A 16,821-nucleotide genomic window follows, 5' to 3' on the forward strand; every position below is an offset into this window, starting at 1 on the left:
GGCAAGACCAAAGCGAAAGTAGTTTTGGAGGGGTTGCGGGGGCGTCCGGCCTCGGAATTGTGCGCCGAGTATCAAATCAGCGAGAATCTCTATTATCAATGGCGGGACCGGTTCTTGTCGGAGGCGGCCCGGGTGTTTGAGGTTCGGAAACAGGGGGGTCGGGAGGAACGTCTTTTGCGGGAGAATGCCCGGTTGAAGGCGTTGGTGGGGGAGTTGACGATGGAGCTAAAAAAAACCGACGGGGAGGGGTGGTGAGGCGCCCGCCCTCGCAAGCTGTGGCGGCTCGCAACCGGGGGGTGTTGGAACGCGTTCAACAGCTAAAAGGAGAGCATCCCTTTTGGGGGTACCGGCGAATCTGGGCGCACCTGCGCTTTGTGGACGGGCTGAGAGTGAACAAAAAGCGGGTCTACCGGATGATGCAGCGACAGGGGCTTTTGGTCAAGCCGGACCGGAAGCTGAAAGCCAGGCGGGTCTCCCATCGTCCCAAACCCCGGCCTACCCGGCCCAATCAGTGGTGGGGCATCGACCTGACCAAGGTGATGACGGAAACCGGCTGGGTCTATTTGGTGCTCGTTTTGGACTGGTACACCAAGAAAATCGTCGGCCACCACACCGGCCGGCGGGCCACCGGCCCGGACTGGCTTTTGGCCTTGCGGCGCGCGTTGAACCGGCAGTTTCCGGACAGTCGGAGGCCGGAGGAGCTCTCCTTGATGTCCGACAACGGCAGCCAGCCCGCCTCCCTGGGGTTTATGCGGGGCTGCGCCCGCTTGGGCGTGCGCCAAGCCTTCACCTGTTACAACAACCCCCGAGGGAATGCCGACACCGAGCGGATGATGCGCACCCTAAAAGAGGAATTGGTCTGGCTTCGAGAATGGAAGGGAGAAACCGATCTGGCGGAGGCGGTGAACGGCTGGATCGAAACGTACAACGAAACCTACCTGCACTCGGCCCTGGGCTACCAGCCGCCGAACAGGTTCGAGAAAACCTATAACCTCAGCCCGATGACTCCATATCAGGCCGCTTGACTAAAGGGGAGCAGTACATCCTTATGCAGGTTATACTGGTGATTCTGGATACGTTTTCATCTATTCCGGTGCTTCTGGCGCTCTGCTTTACTTGCTCAAAGGCAATGCAGCGGGTGATCACTTCGGTTGGTCGGTTGACGGAATAGGAGATGTTAATGGAGATGGCAAAGCCGACTTCATTGTTGGAGCACCCGGTACGGCTGTTAATGGTTTCGCGAATGCGGGCTCTGCTTTTGTTTATTCCGGTGCTGCCGCAAACTTGCTCTATCGTATTGATGGAACAACTCTCGCGGACCCAAACGGTAACTTCCGTGACAATTTAGGTTATTCAGTGGCAGGTACCGGCGATGTAAATGGGGATGGCAGACCGGATTTTATCATCGGATCCCCTTGGACTGATGTAGGTGGTCCCGAATGGCCAGACGACGGCTCAGCCTACGTTTATTCTGGAGCCACAGGTACCTTGTTATATCAAAAAAACGGTTCTTCCTTTCAAATTATGGATTTTGGCTCTTCTGTAGCTGGCGCTGGTGATGTAAATGGAGATGGGAGGTCAGACTTCATTGTAGGTGCTCCACGTAGCAACCCTCCAGGGGCTTTTGGGGCTGCAGGTTCAGCCTTCGTATACTCAGGTGCAACTGGAAATTTAATATATCAAATAAACGGCTTTTCACAACAAGAACAACTTGGTTGGTTGGTCGCCGGGGCAGGTGACGTTAACGCTGATGGAAGAGATGACTTTATGATAGGCACACCGCTTGAATATCTTCCCCCTGATGGAGAATATGTTTACGGGACAACTGTTCTTTACTCCGGCTTGAATGGAGCTCCTCTCTTCAGAAAAGACGGAACAGGACACTCGGGTTCTGGAACAGGGGATGTAAGCGGTGACGGTAAAGCAGACTTCATTTTTTCAGGCCCAAGCGGTACGTTCGTATACGGATTCCCTCTACCCTGCCCTTACGCGAAAGGAGACATGAATGGAGATGGGAATTTAAGTCCAGCCGACGTAGCTCTTCTGCTTGGTTGCGTATTTTCGGGGACAGGATACTGTGACCTTTGTTTCGCAGATGTCAACTGCGACGGTTGGTTGTCTCCATCCGATGTAATCACGCTGCAAAACAAAGTCTTCTTGGGCACACCCTTCCCATGCTAAAACGGGCATAAAATTCGCAGTAACCTATTGAGATGAAACAGCTTCTGGTAATCTTTTTGCTTCTAACCCCTTCTGCCGCTTATTCCAAGGCGATCTTGAGTTCCGAGCTTCAAGCGCAACTGGATTCGCTTCCTATGCAAGGGGTTATCGAGGCCTTTCTGGTTGTAAAAAACCGCGCACCAATTGGAGTTTTGAAAGCGTCGCTTCCGGAGGCCACCCGCCAGAAGCTGCATGCGGAGGTGGTCACAAAATTGAGGGAAACGGCGGCAACCTCACAAAAAAAATTGCTGGAACAGCTTGCCGCCGAAAAAACGGCCGGGCGGGTATTCGAGTTCAAAAGCTACTGGATTGACAACTACCTCTTTGTCCGGTGCACGAAAGAGGCGTTACTGAAACTGGCCGAACGGAACGACGTCACCGAAATTTTCGAAAACCCAAAATTGGCTCTCGTGACTCCCGTCGAACAGAGTGCGCCCCTCACTTTTATTCCCTCGACTCTAACGGATTCCGGCCGGGCACAGCCCAATCTGGTGGCTATCGGCTGCCGGCAGATGTGGAAACGGGGCCTGACCGGAAAGGGACGGCTGGTCGCCACATTGGATGTCGGTATTGACGGCAATCACCGAGCCTTGAAGTCCCGCTGGCGCGGCCGCCGCCCGGGGGTCAGCCACCAAGCAGCTTGGTTCGACCCCGTGCAAAATCTCCCATCTCCGCACATTTATCTGATAGACCGCCACCACGGCACTCACGTAATGGGAATTATTTGCGGGCTGGACACGGCCATCACCAGCATAAGCGGCCCGGATACTACCATCTTCGTCGATACTCTGGGCGTGGCGCCGGAAGCGGAGTGGATTTCCGCCGCCGTTATTGACAACGGCGCCAACGGAAGCGGCATTCTGGATGCTCTGGAGTGGGCCGCCGACCCGGACGGTAACCCCAACACGGTGGAAGATGTGCCCGATGCTGTCAACAATTCCTGGGTCTATCCGACTTTCGGCGGCGGCAGCAATCTGGCCTGCCATCCGTTCTTTTGGCCGGCGATCGACAATTTGGAAGCGGCCGGTGCGGTGGTTGTTTTTGCCGCCGGCAACCGCACCCACGTCTCCTCCCGCAGTATCGGCAACCCCGCCGACCGAGGGACGACTCCTTTTTCCAGCTTTGCGGTGGGCAACTACGATATCGACAGCCTGACTGTCGATTCCCTGAACCCCGACTCAGTATTGGGTTTCATCGGCATGGTGCCCAAATCCTCCTGTATCGGCCCGACCCTCTGCGGACCGGACAGCTTGAAACCCGAAGTGGTGGCCCCGGGAACAGCAATTTATTCCGCCTTTGCCGGCAACCAGTTTGGGACGTTGACAGGGACCTCCATGGCGGCTCCGCATGTGGCCGGGGCCGTTGCCCTTTTGCGGCAGTACAATCCCAACGCCACGGTGGACACCATTAAATGGGCCCTAGCGATGTCCGCCACAGATGTCGAAGCCCCCGGCCCCGATACTATTTCCGGCTACGGGCTTATCAACATTCCCAAAGCACTTTCCCTAATTCCACCCAATTCCGGAATTCATGTATATGTGAAGCGGGACAGCATCGCTGATTCGACCGGCCGGGCACCCTTTGCAGGCGGAACCTTTGACATCTTTTTAGCTTTGACTAACAATGGTACCGATACCGCTTTCGCGCTTTTCGGCCGGCTCTCCTCCGCTGATGCCAAAAGTACGGTGCTTGCGGACTCTGCTTTCTTCGGCGACCTTGGGCCTTGGGGGCTGGCCACCAATTCCGGTCAATCTTTTCGCATTCAACTCGTACCAGGCTTGGCGCGGGGGGAAAGCTTTCGGCTTACTTTGAAACTTATTGGCAACGCTGGATTTAATCAAACGCTGGACCTCACTTTTACAGTAGGGGAACGGTTGGAAAAGAATCTGTTTCACCACCGCAACGGCAATGTGGAATTTACCCTTTCCAACTTCGGTACATACGGCTTTGAGGGGGGGGGCTTGGAAGCGCGTTCGCTGCCTGGATTCGATGAGGGGTTGGGGTTCGAACGAAAAACCGAAATCAAAGTCAGTCGCCTGTTCGAGGGGTCCTTTATGGCCGGTTTGAACGATTCAATGGTTTCCAACACTGCATCCAACGAATTTTGTTGTTTTCCCCAAATCATACAGGCACCGGACGCAGATTTTGCCGTGCACGTGGGGGGAAATCTGCAAGTCTTTGAACAGGGGCTTTCGGGCGGCACGGAAAGCTTTTCCATCTTTGACGACCGCCTAGCCAAAAATCCTTTCGGGCTCGTGTCGGCCCAAAAAAGTTACAGCTTCGACAGTGCCGGGCAAGACAATTTCGTGCTTTTGGAATACACGTTGAAAAATATGAGTGTTTCGACTTGGAACGGCCTTTACGCTGGCCTATTCTTTGATTTCAACTTTTTCGATGAATTAGGTAACTATTTAGGGGACAAGGCGGGCTTTGAACGAGATTTGCACTTGGGCTACGAATATCATGAATCCGCCCCGGCCTACCGGGGGATTGCCAGCGCCGACACGGGCGGGCTTTCAACCTTCAAAGCCGTTCGTATCTTTCCCGGAATTGCGGACGGTTTTACGCTGGCAGAAAAATGGCAGGCTTTAACCTCCGGCACCATCGACACGGCTATCGCCACCGCAACAGATGCTGCCTTAATGGCGGCCAAAGGCCCTTTTACGGTTTTGCCAGGAGATTCGGTCAAGCTCGCCTTCGCCCTTGTGGCCGCAGCGACACTGGACAGCCTGAAAACCTACACACAAACCGCCCAAAACATCTATCGCCGTTTGGTTTCCGCCAAAGGGGACGTGAATGCCGACGGTTTCTTTTCTCCGGCCGATGTCGTGCTGGAATTGAACTGCGTTTTCCTGATGACCGGCGACTGCTCTTTGAACCGGACCGATCTGGACTGCAACGGGATTTTGCAGTTGGCGGACGTGGTTCTAGCCGTCAACCGGGTCTTTTTGGGCATCCCCCCTCCCTGCCCGTAAATCATTTTTTTTGGCAATGAGAGCAAAAATGGGTGGAGCGTTGGGCCACCACAATCCGTTTGATGGTTCGACCGCAAATCAGGCAGGGGAAGCCGGTTCTTTGGTATACCCGGTGCTCGATTTGAAAATATCCCCGGCGGCCGTCCAAGGCAGAGTAGTCCCGGATGGAGCTTCCCCCGGCCTGAATGGCGCGAGTCAATACCTTCCGCACGGCGGCGTACAGGGCTGACAATCGTTCGCTTGATAGTCGGGAACCAATCGCCACCGGATGAATTTGGGCCAGAAACAAGGACTCATCGGCGTAAATATTTCCCAATCCGGCAACAGACGTCTGGTCCAAAAGCAGGGCCTTCAGGTTTTTTTTCCGTCCCTTCAACCGCCAAACAAATTCTTGGACGGAAACCTCCAAGGCGTCCGGCCCCAATCGGGCGAATTCCTTCAGCTGGCCCAGTTCCTCCTCCCGCAAAAGCTTCAGCCGTCCAAACCGCCGCTGATCGTAAAAAACCAGTTTTTTTCCCAGGGGCTGAAGTTCGAAAACCGCCCCATCGAACTTCGTCTCCGGCTCGCCCGGTTCAAGCAGCCAGAGCTTTCCGGTCATCATAAAATGCACCCAAAGAACCCATCCGCCCGAAAGCCCGATGACGATTTGTTTTCCTTTCCGGTTCACGGACCGGATGATTTTCCCGGAAACCACTCCGGAGAAGTCTTTCGGATTGACCCGAACAAGCTGTTTGGTCAAAAGCCGCCCCGAAACAATCCGCTGGCCGATGATTGAATGTCGCAGCCCGGCGGCGACCGTTTCCACTTCCGGCAATTCCGGCATGGGGAGAGTATAGAAAAAATGCCGAATAGATAAAAGGGTAACCTCCGGTTTGGAATTTAGGTTGGCTTTAATTAGATTTGGCCGGGTAGTTTAAGAAGGAGAAAAAATGGAAAAACGCCCGAGCACCCTGAAGGAACTGAAAGATTCCGGGTATCAAGCCTTGCCGGTCAAAGAGGAAATCCGCAAGAACGTAATATTGAGGCTCAAACGCAAAGAGGAGCTTTTCCCGGGCATCGTTGGGTACGAAAAGACCGTGATTCCCCAGTTGGTCAACGCGCTTCTGGCCAAGCACGACTTCATTTTGCTGGGGCTGCGCGGCCAAGCCAAAACCCGCATCCTGCGCCAGCTCCCCGGCTTTTTGGACGAATTCGTTCCCGCCATTGATGGCTGCCCGGTGAACGACAATCCCTTTCAACCCTTCTGCGCCCGCTGCCGTCGCGTTTCGTCAGAAATGGGAGGTAAGCTTCCGATTACCTGGATCCCCCGCGACCGACGCTTTCAGGAAAAACTGGCCACCCCGGACGTTTCCATCGCCGATTTGATCGGCGATATCGACCCGATTAAGGCCTCGCGGGAGAAGCTGGATTTTTCCAGCGAGGAAGTGATTCATTACGGCATCATCCCCCGCACGAACCGGGGCATTTTCGCCATCAATGAACTTCCGGATTTGCAGCCCCGCATCCAAGTCGGACTCTTGAATATCCTCGAGGAGAAGGACTTTCAGATAAAGGGTTTTCCTGTGCGGATGCCGCTCGACATTCTGGTTGTCTTCTCAGCCAATCCGGAGGATTACACCAACCGGGGTAACATCATAACCCCGCTCAAAGACCGCATTGACTCGCAGATTACCACCCATTATCCGGCCTCCGTGGAGGATGCCTTAAAAATCACGGAACAGGAGGCCTGGACCGAGCGCGGGGGCAAACTGGAATTGCCGGACTTTTACAAGTCCGCCATTGAGCGGATTGCCTTCGCCGCCCGTAAAAGCGAATTTGTGGATCAGTCCTCCGGCGTTTCGGCCCGGCTCTCGATTTCTGCCTTGGAAAACATCGTCTCCAACATGGAGCGCCGGGCGCTCAAAACGGGCGACAAAAAATTGTTTCCGAGAATCTGCGACCTGTACGCGGCGCTCCCCTCCATTTCCGGCAAAATCGAACTGGTGTACGAAGGAGAGCAGGAGGGGGCGGGCGCCATCGCCGCCAATCTGGTCGGCCGGGCGGTCAAGGAACTGTTTTTGGCCCACTTTCCCCCCCCGCGGAAGCCCAAGCAAACCGTCGAAGAGGAAGATTACACCTATTCGGAAGTTTTGAGCTACTTTTCCAACCGGCATCAGATCGAGCTGTCCGACGAGTCGCCGTTCGAAGAATATTCTGCGACGCTACACAAGGTCAAGGGGTTGAAAAAGCTGGCTGCCGCACATTTTCCAACCTCGTCACCTGAAGAAGAGGCTCTGGTGATGGAAATGATCCTGGAGGGACTGCACCAGCACAACCTGATAGCCAAGGAGCATCTGGAAAAAACGTACCGCTATTCGGACGTTCTGGCGACGATGCTGAAGGACATGGAGGGGGCCGACTGACGTGCGGGTGCGTTATTCGAAATACGACCCGGAAGCGGTTCGCAAACTGAAGGATTTCGCCGAGCTTTTGAAGCTTTTCAACTATCTCGCTCTGGCCTCCTCGGGGGATGTCGAAAAGGTCCTGCGGTACATGAAAGTGCTCCAGAAACAGGGGTATTTGGACAAGGGCTTCAACCTGGACGATTTCGTCAACCAGATGGGGGAGGAGGGGTATCTTCAAAAAGTCAAAAACAGGCTTTCCCTGACTCCTAAAGGGGAACGGAAAATCCGGCAGGATTCCTTTCAGGCGATTTTTTCCAACCTGAAAAAAGGGGGGGTCGGCAACCATCCCATCCCCCGCGAAGGAGGCGGCACCCGAGAGCAGCTACCGGGAAAGCGCCCCTACGAGTTCGGCGACGAGACGGAAAACATCGATTTTCCGGCTTCTATCAAAAACGTAATCCAGAGGGCCGGCTTGGGTTCCGACTTCGCTTTTGAAGAAAAGGATTTGGAGGTTTTTGAAACCGAATCGGTCTCTTCCTGCGCTACTGTTTTGCTTTTGGATATCAGCCACTCGATGATTCTGTACGGCGAGGATCGCATCACTCCCGCCAAACAGGTGGCAATGGCTTTGACCGAGCTGATAATGACCCAATACCCCAAGGACAGTTTAAACGTTGTGCTGTTTGGGGACAACGCCAAGGAGGTTCCCCTCAAGGAGCTGGCGTACGCCTCCGTTGGGCCCTTCCACACCAACACCAAAGCTGGGCTGATTCTGGCCCGGCAGATTCTGGGGCGGAAAAAGCACCCCAACAAGCAGATTATAATGATTACGGACGGCAAACCCTCCGTAATCATCCGCCCGAACGGCACCATTTACCGAAATCCAGTCGGGCTGGATCCCATCATCGTCAACCGCACGCTGGACGAAGCGGTCATCTGCCGGAAAAGAAAGATTCCCATAACCACCTTTATGATCGCCTCCGATCCCTACCTGCAAAATTTTGTGGAGAAGCTGACGGAGTTGAACAAAGGGCGGGCCTATTTTACCACCCCCGACCGGCTGGGGGAGTTCATCCTTTGGGATTTTGTTGCCAACCGCCGCAGGAAAATCCGATAATTTTTTTTCTGCGCCCCAGATTGGTCACGCCCCTTTTCTTAGTTCGAAAACTGTGACATCTGTCACTTGACAATTTACCCAACGATTGACTATTTTCAATTCTGCAGGTAGGGAATAAAAAACATAAACTAAAGGAGGAAGTATGAAGAAATTTGGACTTACCGCAATAGCAATCGCTCTGCTTCTGGCGGCCGTTATCGCCTTTGCCCAGTCCAGCGGCAAAGGGAAAACAACCGGCAAAAACACCTGGAGCTTCAACGCCAAAATCATCGAGGCCTGTTCTTGCCGGCTGATGTGCCCCTGCTATTTCAACACTTCGCCGGACAAGCACTTCTGCCAATTCAACAATGCGTTTAACGTTCTTTCCGGCCAATACGGCGACACCAAGCTGGCGGGGGTGAAATTCTGGGTTTCCGGTGATTTGAGCGAGAACTTTGGCGACGGCACCGGGCTTTGGGCCGCCTTCACCTTCGACCCGTCCACCACGCAGGAACAAATTGACGCCATCACCAAAATCATCCCCAATATCTATCCTTTGAAGTTTGACCAGACCTTTTTGGACAAAAAGCCGATCAGCTGGGAAATCAAAGGGGACAAGGCCACCGCCAAAATTGGCGACGGAACGGAGGGAATGGTGGAGCTGGCCGCCTTCAAGGATGCCGCCGGCAAAAACACAGTCATCAACAATTTGACATATTTCGGTGCCAAGTCCAACAAGGGCTTCCAACTCCATAAATCCAAGCATCATTACAAAGCCAACGGCCATGATTACGGCTTTGAAGACGCTAACGGCTTTGTCATTGAAATCAGCTCCACCGGCGAAATCGCCGCCAATTAGACAAAACGCTATAAAAAACCCCTCAGGGCGGGTGAAATACCCGCCCTATTTTTTGCAACCCCCTGCGCTTCAATGGGTTTTGCGTCTTATACCTTCCATGTTTTTTAACTTGACACCCCAATCGGATTGTATGTATTTTAAATAAAGGCAACAAGCGAAGTTGAAAAGGAGGATTTATGGCAAAAAAATCGGGATTCAACACCAAGTCGGTGAGGGTCTTTCTAGCCACTCTTCTCGCTGTTACCCAAATGAGCGGTTTGGGAATCGGGGGAGACAAGACTCCATCTTCGTCCGGCGGGGCGGCAACAACGCAGCACAAAAGACCCAGCGTCCGCAACGCCGCGGACATTGACAGCTGGAACATAAACGCCAAAATCATCGAGGCCTGTTCCTGCCGGCTGATGTGCCCCTGTTACTTCAACACCTCACCGGACAAGCACTTCTGCCAATTCAACAACGCTTTCAAAGTCCTTTCCGGCCACTATGGGGGAGTGGACATCACCGATGTCAAATTCTGGGTCTCCGGCGATTTGAGCGACAATTTCGGCGACACCACAGGACTATGGGCGGCCTTTACTTTTGACCCGGCCACCACGGAGGCGCAAATCGAGGCCGTCACCAAAATCATTCCCCACATTTACCCCCTGAGATTTGAAGAGACCTTTTTAGACAAAAAGCCGATCAGCTGGGAAATCAAGGGGGATTTGGCCACGGCGAAAATCGGCGACGGCACGGACGGGATGGTTGAATTGATCGCTTTCAAAGACAAGAACACCGGCAAGCCAACCGTCATCAAAAACCTGAACTACTTCGGAGCCAAACAAAACAAAGGGTTCGAACTGCACAAATCCAAGCATCATTACCGGGGATTCGGCCACGAGTATGGTTTTGAGGACGCCAACGGCTTTGTAATCGAGATTTACTCCTCCGGCGATCTGCCGAGAGCTCATTATTAACAAGAATTCGTTATCGCACAAAAGCGGAACCGTTTCGGTTCCGCTTTTTTTATTTTGATTGAATGTCGAGAACATTTTCTTCCCCAATTTCTCCTCCCTTGCCAATCTCCTTCGCCTCTTTTAACTTCCCCGCCATGGGCAATCTCACGAGAAATTCGGGCGTCTTCACCAAATAAGGAGGCTTTATGGAGGGCTTAGGGATCAGTTGGCCGTTGGCGATTTTTGCCGGGATTGTCGTCATCATGCTTTTTTTCATCGTTATTTCCCGGCGCTACGTCAAAGTCGGCCCCAACGAAGTTCTGGTCATTTCCGGCATTAAACACAGAATAAAAGACGATTTCGGCAACAAGCTCACGGTCGGCTACCGGCTGGTCAAAGGGGGCGGCACCTTCGTCATCCCGGTTTTCGAGCGGGTGGATCATCTTTCACTGGAAATTTTTACATTGGACGTCTCCACACCGGAGGTTTACACCAAGCTGGGGGTCCCTGTTTTGGTGGACGGCGTGGCCCAGATTAAAGTCAAAGGGGACGACGTTTCCATCCGCACCGCCTCCGAGCAGTTTTTGTCCAAGGGAAAGCAGGAGATAATGAACATAGCCCTGCAGACGTTGGAAGGCCACCTGCGCGCCATTTTGGGCACGATGACCGTGGAGGAAATTTATTCCAACCGGGATGCCTTTGCCCAACGAGTACAGGAAGTGGCGGCTTCCGATCTGGCCAACATGGGGTTGACCATCATCTCCTTCACCATCCGGGATATCAAAGACAAGCAGGGGTACCTCGAAGCGCTGGGAAAACCGCAGATCGCGCAGGTCAAAAAGAACGCCGTCATTGGGGAAGCAGAAGCCAACCGGGATGCCACCATCCGTTCCGCCCAAGCCAATCAGGAAGGGCAGACCGCCAAATACATTGCGGATACCAAAGTGGCTGAATCGAACCGGGATTATGAGATGAAGGTGGCGGAATACACGGCCTCCGTCAACCAGAAGAAAGCCGAAGCAGACCTCGCCTATGACCTGCAGAAATTCAAAACCAACCAGGCGGTGAAAGCAGAAGAAATCGCCGTGCAGGTAGTGGAGAAAACCAAGCAAATCGAAGTGCAGGAAAAGGAAATCGCCCGCCGTGAAAAGGAATTGAACGCCAGCGTCCAGAAACCGGCCGATGCGGAACGCTACCGGATTGAAACCTTGGCGGCGGCCGAAAAATACCGGTTGCAGACCGAGGCGGCCGGGGAGGCGGAGGCGACCAAGGTGACCGGCTTTGCCCAGGCGGACGCCAACAAGGCCAAAGGGTTGGCGGATGCGGATATTATCAAAGCGCAGGGGGAATCGACCGCGCAGGCAATGGCCCGAAAGGCAGAGGCCTGGAAGCAATACAACGAGGCCGCCATTGCCCAGATGCTGATAGAAAAACTGCCGGACATTGCCCGGGCGATTGCCGAACCCTTGTCCAAAACAGAAAAGATTGTGATTATCAACTCCGGGGATGGCGGCGCAGGGGCATCCAAGGTAACCCGGGATGTCACCCAGATTATCGCCCAGCTCCCCCCTGTGATTGAATCCTTGACCGGGTTGAAGTTTGAGGAAATTTTGAACCGGATTCCCAACATCAACAAGGAAAGGCAAAAAACTGATGGAAAGTAGCCCTCCTCTTTTGGCGACTTACCGTACCGTACTTTGATTCCGATTTTGGAAACTTCCGAAAGGTTTTACCGTAATTAAAAATCGGACAGGAGTGATGCGCTTGAAAAAACTGTATCGGTCCCGCAGCGATTGCCGTTTGGCCGGAGTTTTGGGCGGGTTGGGGGAATACTTTGAGGTGGACCCGACGCTAATCCGTTTGGCCTATGTTGTTTTCACCCTTACCACGGGTTTCTTCCCTGGCATCATCGGCTATCTTTTGGCTATTCTTATAATTCCGAAAGAACCCTTGACCCTTCCGACGCCGGCTGTCAATCCGACCTCCCCTCCGGCGGTGGCGGGTTAAATGGGCAAGCTGTACCGTTCGCGGAAGGATGCCAAGCTGGCCGGAATATTGGGGGGATTGGCGGAACATTTGAGTGTCGATTCCACCTTGATCCGATTGGTCTTTGTTGTGATGGCCATTGCCAGCTTTGGCTTGATGGCCCTGCTCGATATTGTGGCGATATTCATTTTTCCAAAGGAACCGCAAAGCACCCTTCAGACGGGGATTTAAATGCGCAAACTGTACCGGTCAGAAAAGGACAAATGGATTGGCGGTGTATTGGGAGGGCTGGGGGAATATCTGGGAGTGGACTCCACCCTGTTGCGTCTGGCCTTTATCGTTTTCTGCTTGGCCACCGGCGGAGTGCCGGGGATTATCGGCTACATTCTGGCCGTCATTATCATTCCAAAACCGCCTGCAAGTTCCCAAACCCTATCTTCAACTGCCACGGAAGGAGGTTCGACACCAATGACGGAGACCGCTTCATCTCAAAATCCAACTCGCCCTAATAATCCTTCGATGGTAGTCGGCTTTATTCTTGTCGGCTTGGGCATTTTGTTTTTATTTAACAATTTTATCGATATCCATTGGCATTTGTTTTGGCCAGCAGTTTTGATTGTGATTGGCCTCGTGCTTTTGGGCAAGGCCCTAACTGGGGAAAAGAAGGGCTGATATGATTCTGTGTTTGTTTGGAATCGGGATGCTGATGTTCATCTTGTTTTTCGCGTTTCTTTTTTCCCTCCCCTTTCTTTGCTTTTGGCCTTTCGGCTGGAACGCACCGGCTGGATTGCTTTTTCTTTTGCTCTTGATTGGCCTCGGTGCATTGCTTTTGACGCGGGATAAACGGACGGGACAGTTAGTGTTCGGCTTAGCTTTGTTTTTTGTTGGGGCTTCCTTTTTGGCCAACAATCTTTGGGATATCAACCTGCTGCGATTTTGGCCTGCGCTCCTGATCCTCTGGGGCTTGGTTTTGATTTTACAAAGGAGGGAGACCCAATGAGTCCGCGCCTTTTGCGTAATGCCTTGTTTCTCATTTGGCTCGGGTCTTTTCTTTTGCTGCTGAATCTGGACCGTCTTTCCTGGAGCTTTTTCTGGTGGGTGGCTTTGACCTTTTGGCCCCTGCTTTTGATTGCTTGGGGCTGGGAGCGTATTTTTTCTTCTGAAAACCTCCGCCCCGTCGCTTATTTATCGACGTTGATATTAATGGGCCCTCTGGCGTACATCCTTTTTACCGCCGCCCGCTATGGCTCCAGCCGCGAAAGTTCGTATGAATATCAACTGGATAAAAAACCGGAATGGAATAAGCTGGAAATGAATCTTAAACTCCGCTCCAACGATTTGTATCTATCGGGGGATCCCAATCATTTTGTTTCTGGTGTTTTTGATTACCTTTTGGCCCGGCCGGAAATTTCAACCACCGAGGAAGGGGGTAATCTTGAACTCTCCATCTACGATCGGGATTGGTTCTGGCCCTTGGGCCGATGGCGGGCTTTTAGCGACCGGGGTTGGGAGCTTACGGTGTTCGATTCGATACCTGTTTCACTTTCCGTCAAGACCGGACGCGGAGAGGCGCGTCTCGATCTTCGTTCCCTACAACTTGAAAAGCTGACTCTGCAAGGCACCAGCGACGACGTTTCCATTCGCTTGGCACCTAAAACCAGAGATTTGATCGTGGAGTTAGGCTTGTCCCGGGCCGATTTGGAGCTTACGCTTCCCGATTCGGTCGGTGTGGAAGCGAGCGGCAAAATCGATTGGGGCAATCTGGGAGGTTCCAATTGGCGTTTTACGCAAAAGGACAAAAGCTTCATCTCCGAAAACTTCGACAAGGCCTCACAAAAAGTGCATCTCCGTTTTTCCAAAGAGCCGCAATCTTTGGACCTGCAAGCCGAATAAATTCTTTTATCTTCACTGAATGCCGCACCTTGAGCTTTCCGGACAGCGTTTTTTTTATTTCGAGCGCGGAATTGAAGGAACGCCACTCTTATTCATCCACGGCGCCGGAGGGGCGCATTCCAACTGGCTGACACTGATTAAACAACTACACCCTCGCCGCTGCATAACTCTTGATTTGCCCGGCCATGGTTTGAGCTCCGGCAATGGCTGTGATACGATTGAGGAGTACGCCGAAATCGTCAAAAGCTTCGTCACCTCGCTCCTTCCAAACACAAAATCGGTTCTTGTCGGCCATTCAATGGGTGGATCAATCGCAACTTGTTTTGCATCCCGAAACCCGAATTTGGCTGATGCCTTGGTTTTGGTTTCGAGCGGCTTTTCCCCTCCTTCCCTACCACCGTCCCAAGTGCCGAGCAAGGAGGAAATCTGTCGGATGCTGTATGCCAAGGAGGAACTCGTTCATGAATGCATGAAGCAGCGCTTATTCATGCTCGACCGGCCGGAGGTGCTATTGAAAGATCTGCAGGCCAACTCCCGATTTGACTATTCAAAATACAAATTAAATGAAAATCTTCCCAAATTCGTTCTAACCGGTGAAAAAGACCGCCGCATCACACCGAAAGCGGCTCAAATGGCCGCCAAGTTCTTAAACGTTACCCTTGAGATTATTCCGGACTGCGGGCATATGCCAATGATTGAAAAGCCCAAGCAAACGTCCGAAGCAATCCGGCGATTCCTGGATGGAAACGTCTTGTAAGGGCTTCTTTTTCTTCTTGCAAAATCAGTCGAAAACCTTATATTGGGAGTTCCATTTTGAGGAGAAACTATGGCACATAAGAAAGGTGTAGGCAGTTCAAAAAACGGGCGCGATTCTCACGGCCAGAGATTGGGAGTAAAACGGTTTGCCGGAGAGGCGGTTTTGGGCGGAACCATTCTGGTCCGCCAGAAGGGGACCCGCATTCACCCGGGCGAAAACGTGGGGGTCGGCAAGGACTGGACCATCTTTTCCAAAATCACCGGCGTGGTGAAATACGAAACCAAAGGGGAACGCATTTTCGTTTCCGTCCACCCATAAGCAATTGTATTAATGTTTAGGCCAAGGCGGGTTTCAAGCCCGCCTTTTTTCTTTGAATGCCGACTTTCCTAAAAATCCCCGGTAAAAATCTGATACAAAAGATAGATATTAAGACCGATGATGATAGTGGCGGAAACATACGCCAGGATATTCACCCACCAGCGGTTGGCGTATTCTCCCATTATCTCCTTTTTGCGGGTGAACAGGATCAGGGGAATAATGGTAAACGGCAATTGAAAAGAAAGCACCACCTGGCTTAAAACCAAAACCTTGATGGAATTCACCCCCATATAAATCACGACTAAAGCCGGAATCATCGTAATCAGCCGCCGCATCCAGAGTGAAATTCGAATTTTCAAAAACCCCTGAATCACAATTTGTCCTGCCAAAGTTCCGGTGACGGACGAAGACAAACCGGAGCAAAGCAGGGCGATGGCAAAAGCCATCGAAGAAAGCCCCCCCAAAAGCGGAGTCAAGGTTTGGTGTGCCTCCTCAATAGACTGTACCGGAATACCATTTTGAAAGAACACGGCGGCCGACATTATGACCATTGCCGAATTGATAAACCAGGCGCCGTTCAGGGCAAAGAGGGCATCCAAAAAAGAGAATCGGAATAGATCCTTTTTGAAAGCGTGGTCCTTGGCCCACAAACGGGTTTGAATCACCCCGGAATGCAGAAAGACGTTGTGGGGCATCACCGTGGCTCCTATCATCCCGATGGCCACATAAATGCTTTTGCCGTCGATCTGTGGCACGAAGGTATGGTAGGCAATCTGACCCCAGTCCGGACTAGCCAACCAGACCTCGATGACGTAGCAGATGCCTATGGTCGCCACCATCCCCAAAATAGCGTACTCCACCTTGCGGTAACCCAGTCGTTCCAAGGCCAAAATCAAAAAGACCGCCACACCGGTGAGCAGAGCAGCCGGGAACATCGGGATTTTGAACAAAATGTAAAACCCCAGAGCGGCCCCCAAAAACTCGGCCAAGTCGGTGGCCATACAGGCCGCTTCGGCCGTGAACCACAAAAACAAAGCCATCGGGCGGGAGTAATGCTTGCGGCAGTTTTCCGCCAGGGTCAAGCCGGTGACAATCCCCAGCTTGGCAGCCAAGGTCTGCAGCAAAATCGCCATCAAATTGGAAAGTAGAAGTACCCAGAGAAGCTTGTAGCCGAAATCGGAGCCGGCGGCAATGTCCGTCCCCCAGTTGCCGGGGTCCATATAGCCGACCGAGACGAGAAAAGCAGGCCCCATAAAGGCAAAAATCCGGTAGCGCCCCTCCGGCACCTTTTGCGGCACCGGCGTTAAAACATCCGGGCCGGATATCAGCTTCTCGTACAGTTCTTTCGCCGTCATAACGCTTGCAATTCGGGGTTTGGCCCCTATCTTACTTGGTATC

General features: G+C 52.8%; 18 protein-coding genes. 16 read left to right on the forward strand and 2 right to left on the reverse strand.

Annotated features, from left to right (window positions below; translation table 11 throughout):
• The 4 genes from VNL73_05420 to VNL73_05435 form a co-directional block, all read left to right on the forward strand.
• Positions 1 to 255, forward strand: a 255-nt coding sequence (locus tag VNL73_05420; GenBank protein HXF48848.1) for a helix-turn-helix domain-containing protein, incomplete at its 5' end; no start/stop codon positions are given.
• Positions 252 to 1,025, forward strand: coding sequence for an IS3 family transposase (locus tag VNL73_05425; GenBank protein ID HXF48849.1), 774 nt, complete (start codon positions 252 to 254; stop codon positions 1,023 to 1,025). The genes VNL73_05420 and VNL73_05425, both read left to right, overlap by 4 nt.
• A gap of 91 nt (positions 1,026 to 1,116) precedes the next feature.
• Positions 1,117 to 2,181 (forward strand): integrin alpha, encoded by a 1,065-nt coding sequence (locus tag VNL73_05430; GenBank protein HXF48850.1) that lies wholly within the window; start codon positions 1,117 to 1,119, stop codon positions 2,179 to 2,181.
• Between the two features lie 32 nt (positions 2,182 to 2,213).
• A complete protein-coding gene (locus tag VNL73_05435; protein HXF48851.1) occupies positions 2,214 to 5,195 on the forward strand; it encodes a S8 family serine peptidase in 2,982 nt (993 codons plus the stop codon).
• 1 nt (position 5,196) lies between these two features.
• On the opposite strand, the gene mutM is transcribed toward VNL73_05435, so the two are convergent.
• A complete protein-coding gene (gene mutM / locus VNL73_05440; GenBank protein HXF48852.1) occupies positions 5,197 to 6,009 on the reverse strand; it encodes a bifunctional DNA-formamidopyrimidine glycosylase/DNA-(apurinic or apyrimidinic site) lyase in 813 nt (270 codons plus the stop codon).
• Positions 6,010 to 6,124: 115 nt separating this feature from the next.
• Between mutM and VNL73_05445 the strand changes: the two genes are divergently transcribed.
• From VNL73_05445 to rpmA, 12 genes are all read left to right on the forward strand, one after another.
• Positions 6,125 to 7,597 carry a magnesium chelatase gene (locus VNL73_05445; GenBank protein ID HXF48853.1) on the forward strand — a complete coding sequence of 491 codons (1,473 nt, stop codon included), beginning with the start codon at positions 6,125 to 6,127 and terminating at the stop codon, positions 7,595 to 7,597.
• Positions 7,598 to 7,604: 7 nt separating this feature from the next.
• On the forward strand, positions 7,605 to 8,696 hold the full coding sequence (locus VNL73_05450; GenBank protein HXF48854.1) for a VWA domain-containing protein: 1,092 nt from the start codon (positions 7,605 to 7,607) through the stop codon (positions 8,694 to 8,696).
• Between the two features lie 142 nt (positions 8,697 to 8,838).
• A complete protein-coding gene (locus tag VNL73_05455) occupies positions 8,839 to 9,534 on the forward strand; it encodes a DUF1326 domain-containing protein (GenBank protein HXF48855.1) in 696 nt (231 codons plus the stop codon).
• Positions 9,535 to 9,710: 176 nt separating this feature from the next.
• Positions 9,711 to 10,490 carry a DUF1326 domain-containing protein gene (locus VNL73_05460; GenBank protein HXF48856.1) on the forward strand — a complete coding sequence of 260 codons (780 nt, stop codon included), beginning with the start codon at positions 9,711 to 9,713 and terminating at the stop codon, positions 10,488 to 10,490.
• A 185-nt stretch (positions 10,491 to 10,675) separates the two neighbouring features.
• Positions 10,676 to 12,133 (forward strand): SPFH domain-containing protein, encoded by a 1,458-nt coding sequence (locus VNL73_05465; GenBank protein HXF48857.1) that lies wholly within the window; start codon positions 10,676 to 10,678, stop codon positions 12,131 to 12,133.
• 94 nt (positions 12,134 to 12,227) lie between these two features.
• Positions 12,228 to 12,476 carry a PspC domain-containing protein gene (locus VNL73_05470; protein HXF48858.1) on the forward strand — a complete coding sequence of 83 codons (249 nt, stop codon included), beginning with the start codon at positions 12,228 to 12,230 and terminating at the stop codon, positions 12,474 to 12,476.
• The gene (locus tag VNL73_05475; protein HXF48859.1) at positions 12,477 to 12,686 is read left to right on the forward strand and encodes a PspC domain-containing protein; all 210 of its coding nucleotides are present in this window, start codon (positions 12,477 to 12,479) and stop codon (positions 12,684 to 12,686) included.
• A complete protein-coding gene (locus VNL73_05480; protein HXF48860.1) occupies positions 12,687 to 13,127 on the forward strand; it encodes a PspC domain-containing protein in 441 nt (146 codons plus the stop codon).
• Between the two features lies 1 nt (position 13,128).
• Positions 13,129 to 13,455 (forward strand): hypothetical protein, encoded by a 327-nt coding sequence (locus VNL73_05485; protein HXF48861.1) that lies wholly within the window; start codon positions 13,129 to 13,131, stop codon positions 13,453 to 13,455.
• Entirely contained in the window at positions 13,452 to 14,348 is an 897-nt protein-coding gene (locus VNL73_05490; GenBank protein HXF48862.1) for a hypothetical protein, read from the forward strand. The genes VNL73_05485 and VNL73_05490 overlap by 4 nt, the downstream gene beginning before the upstream one ends.
• A 19-nt stretch (positions 14,349 to 14,367) precedes the next feature.
• A complete protein-coding gene (locus VNL73_05495; GenBank protein ID HXF48863.1) occupies positions 14,368 to 15,105 on the forward strand; it encodes an alpha/beta hydrolase in 738 nt (245 codons plus the stop codon).
• 69 nt (positions 15,106 to 15,174) lie between these two features.
• The gene (gene rpmA / locus VNL73_05500; protein ID HXF48864.1) at positions 15,175 to 15,423 is read left to right on the forward strand and encodes a 50S ribosomal protein L27; all 249 of its coding nucleotides are present in this window, start codon (positions 15,175 to 15,177) and stop codon (positions 15,421 to 15,423) included.
• 68 nt (positions 15,424 to 15,491) lie between these two features.
• On the opposite strand, the gene VNL73_05505 is transcribed toward rpmA, so the two are convergent.
• On the reverse strand, positions 15,492 to 16,778 hold the full coding sequence (locus VNL73_05505) for an Nramp family divalent metal transporter (GenBank protein ID HXF48865.1): 1,287 nt from the start codon (positions 16,776 to 16,778) through the stop codon (positions 15,492 to 15,494).
• Positions 16,779 to 16,821: the final 43 nt, after the last annotated feature.

The organism is Verrucomicrobiia bacterium (assembly GCA_035574275.1).
Classification (GTDB): Bacteria; Zixibacteria; MSB-5A5; order DSPP01; family DSPP01; genus DSPP01.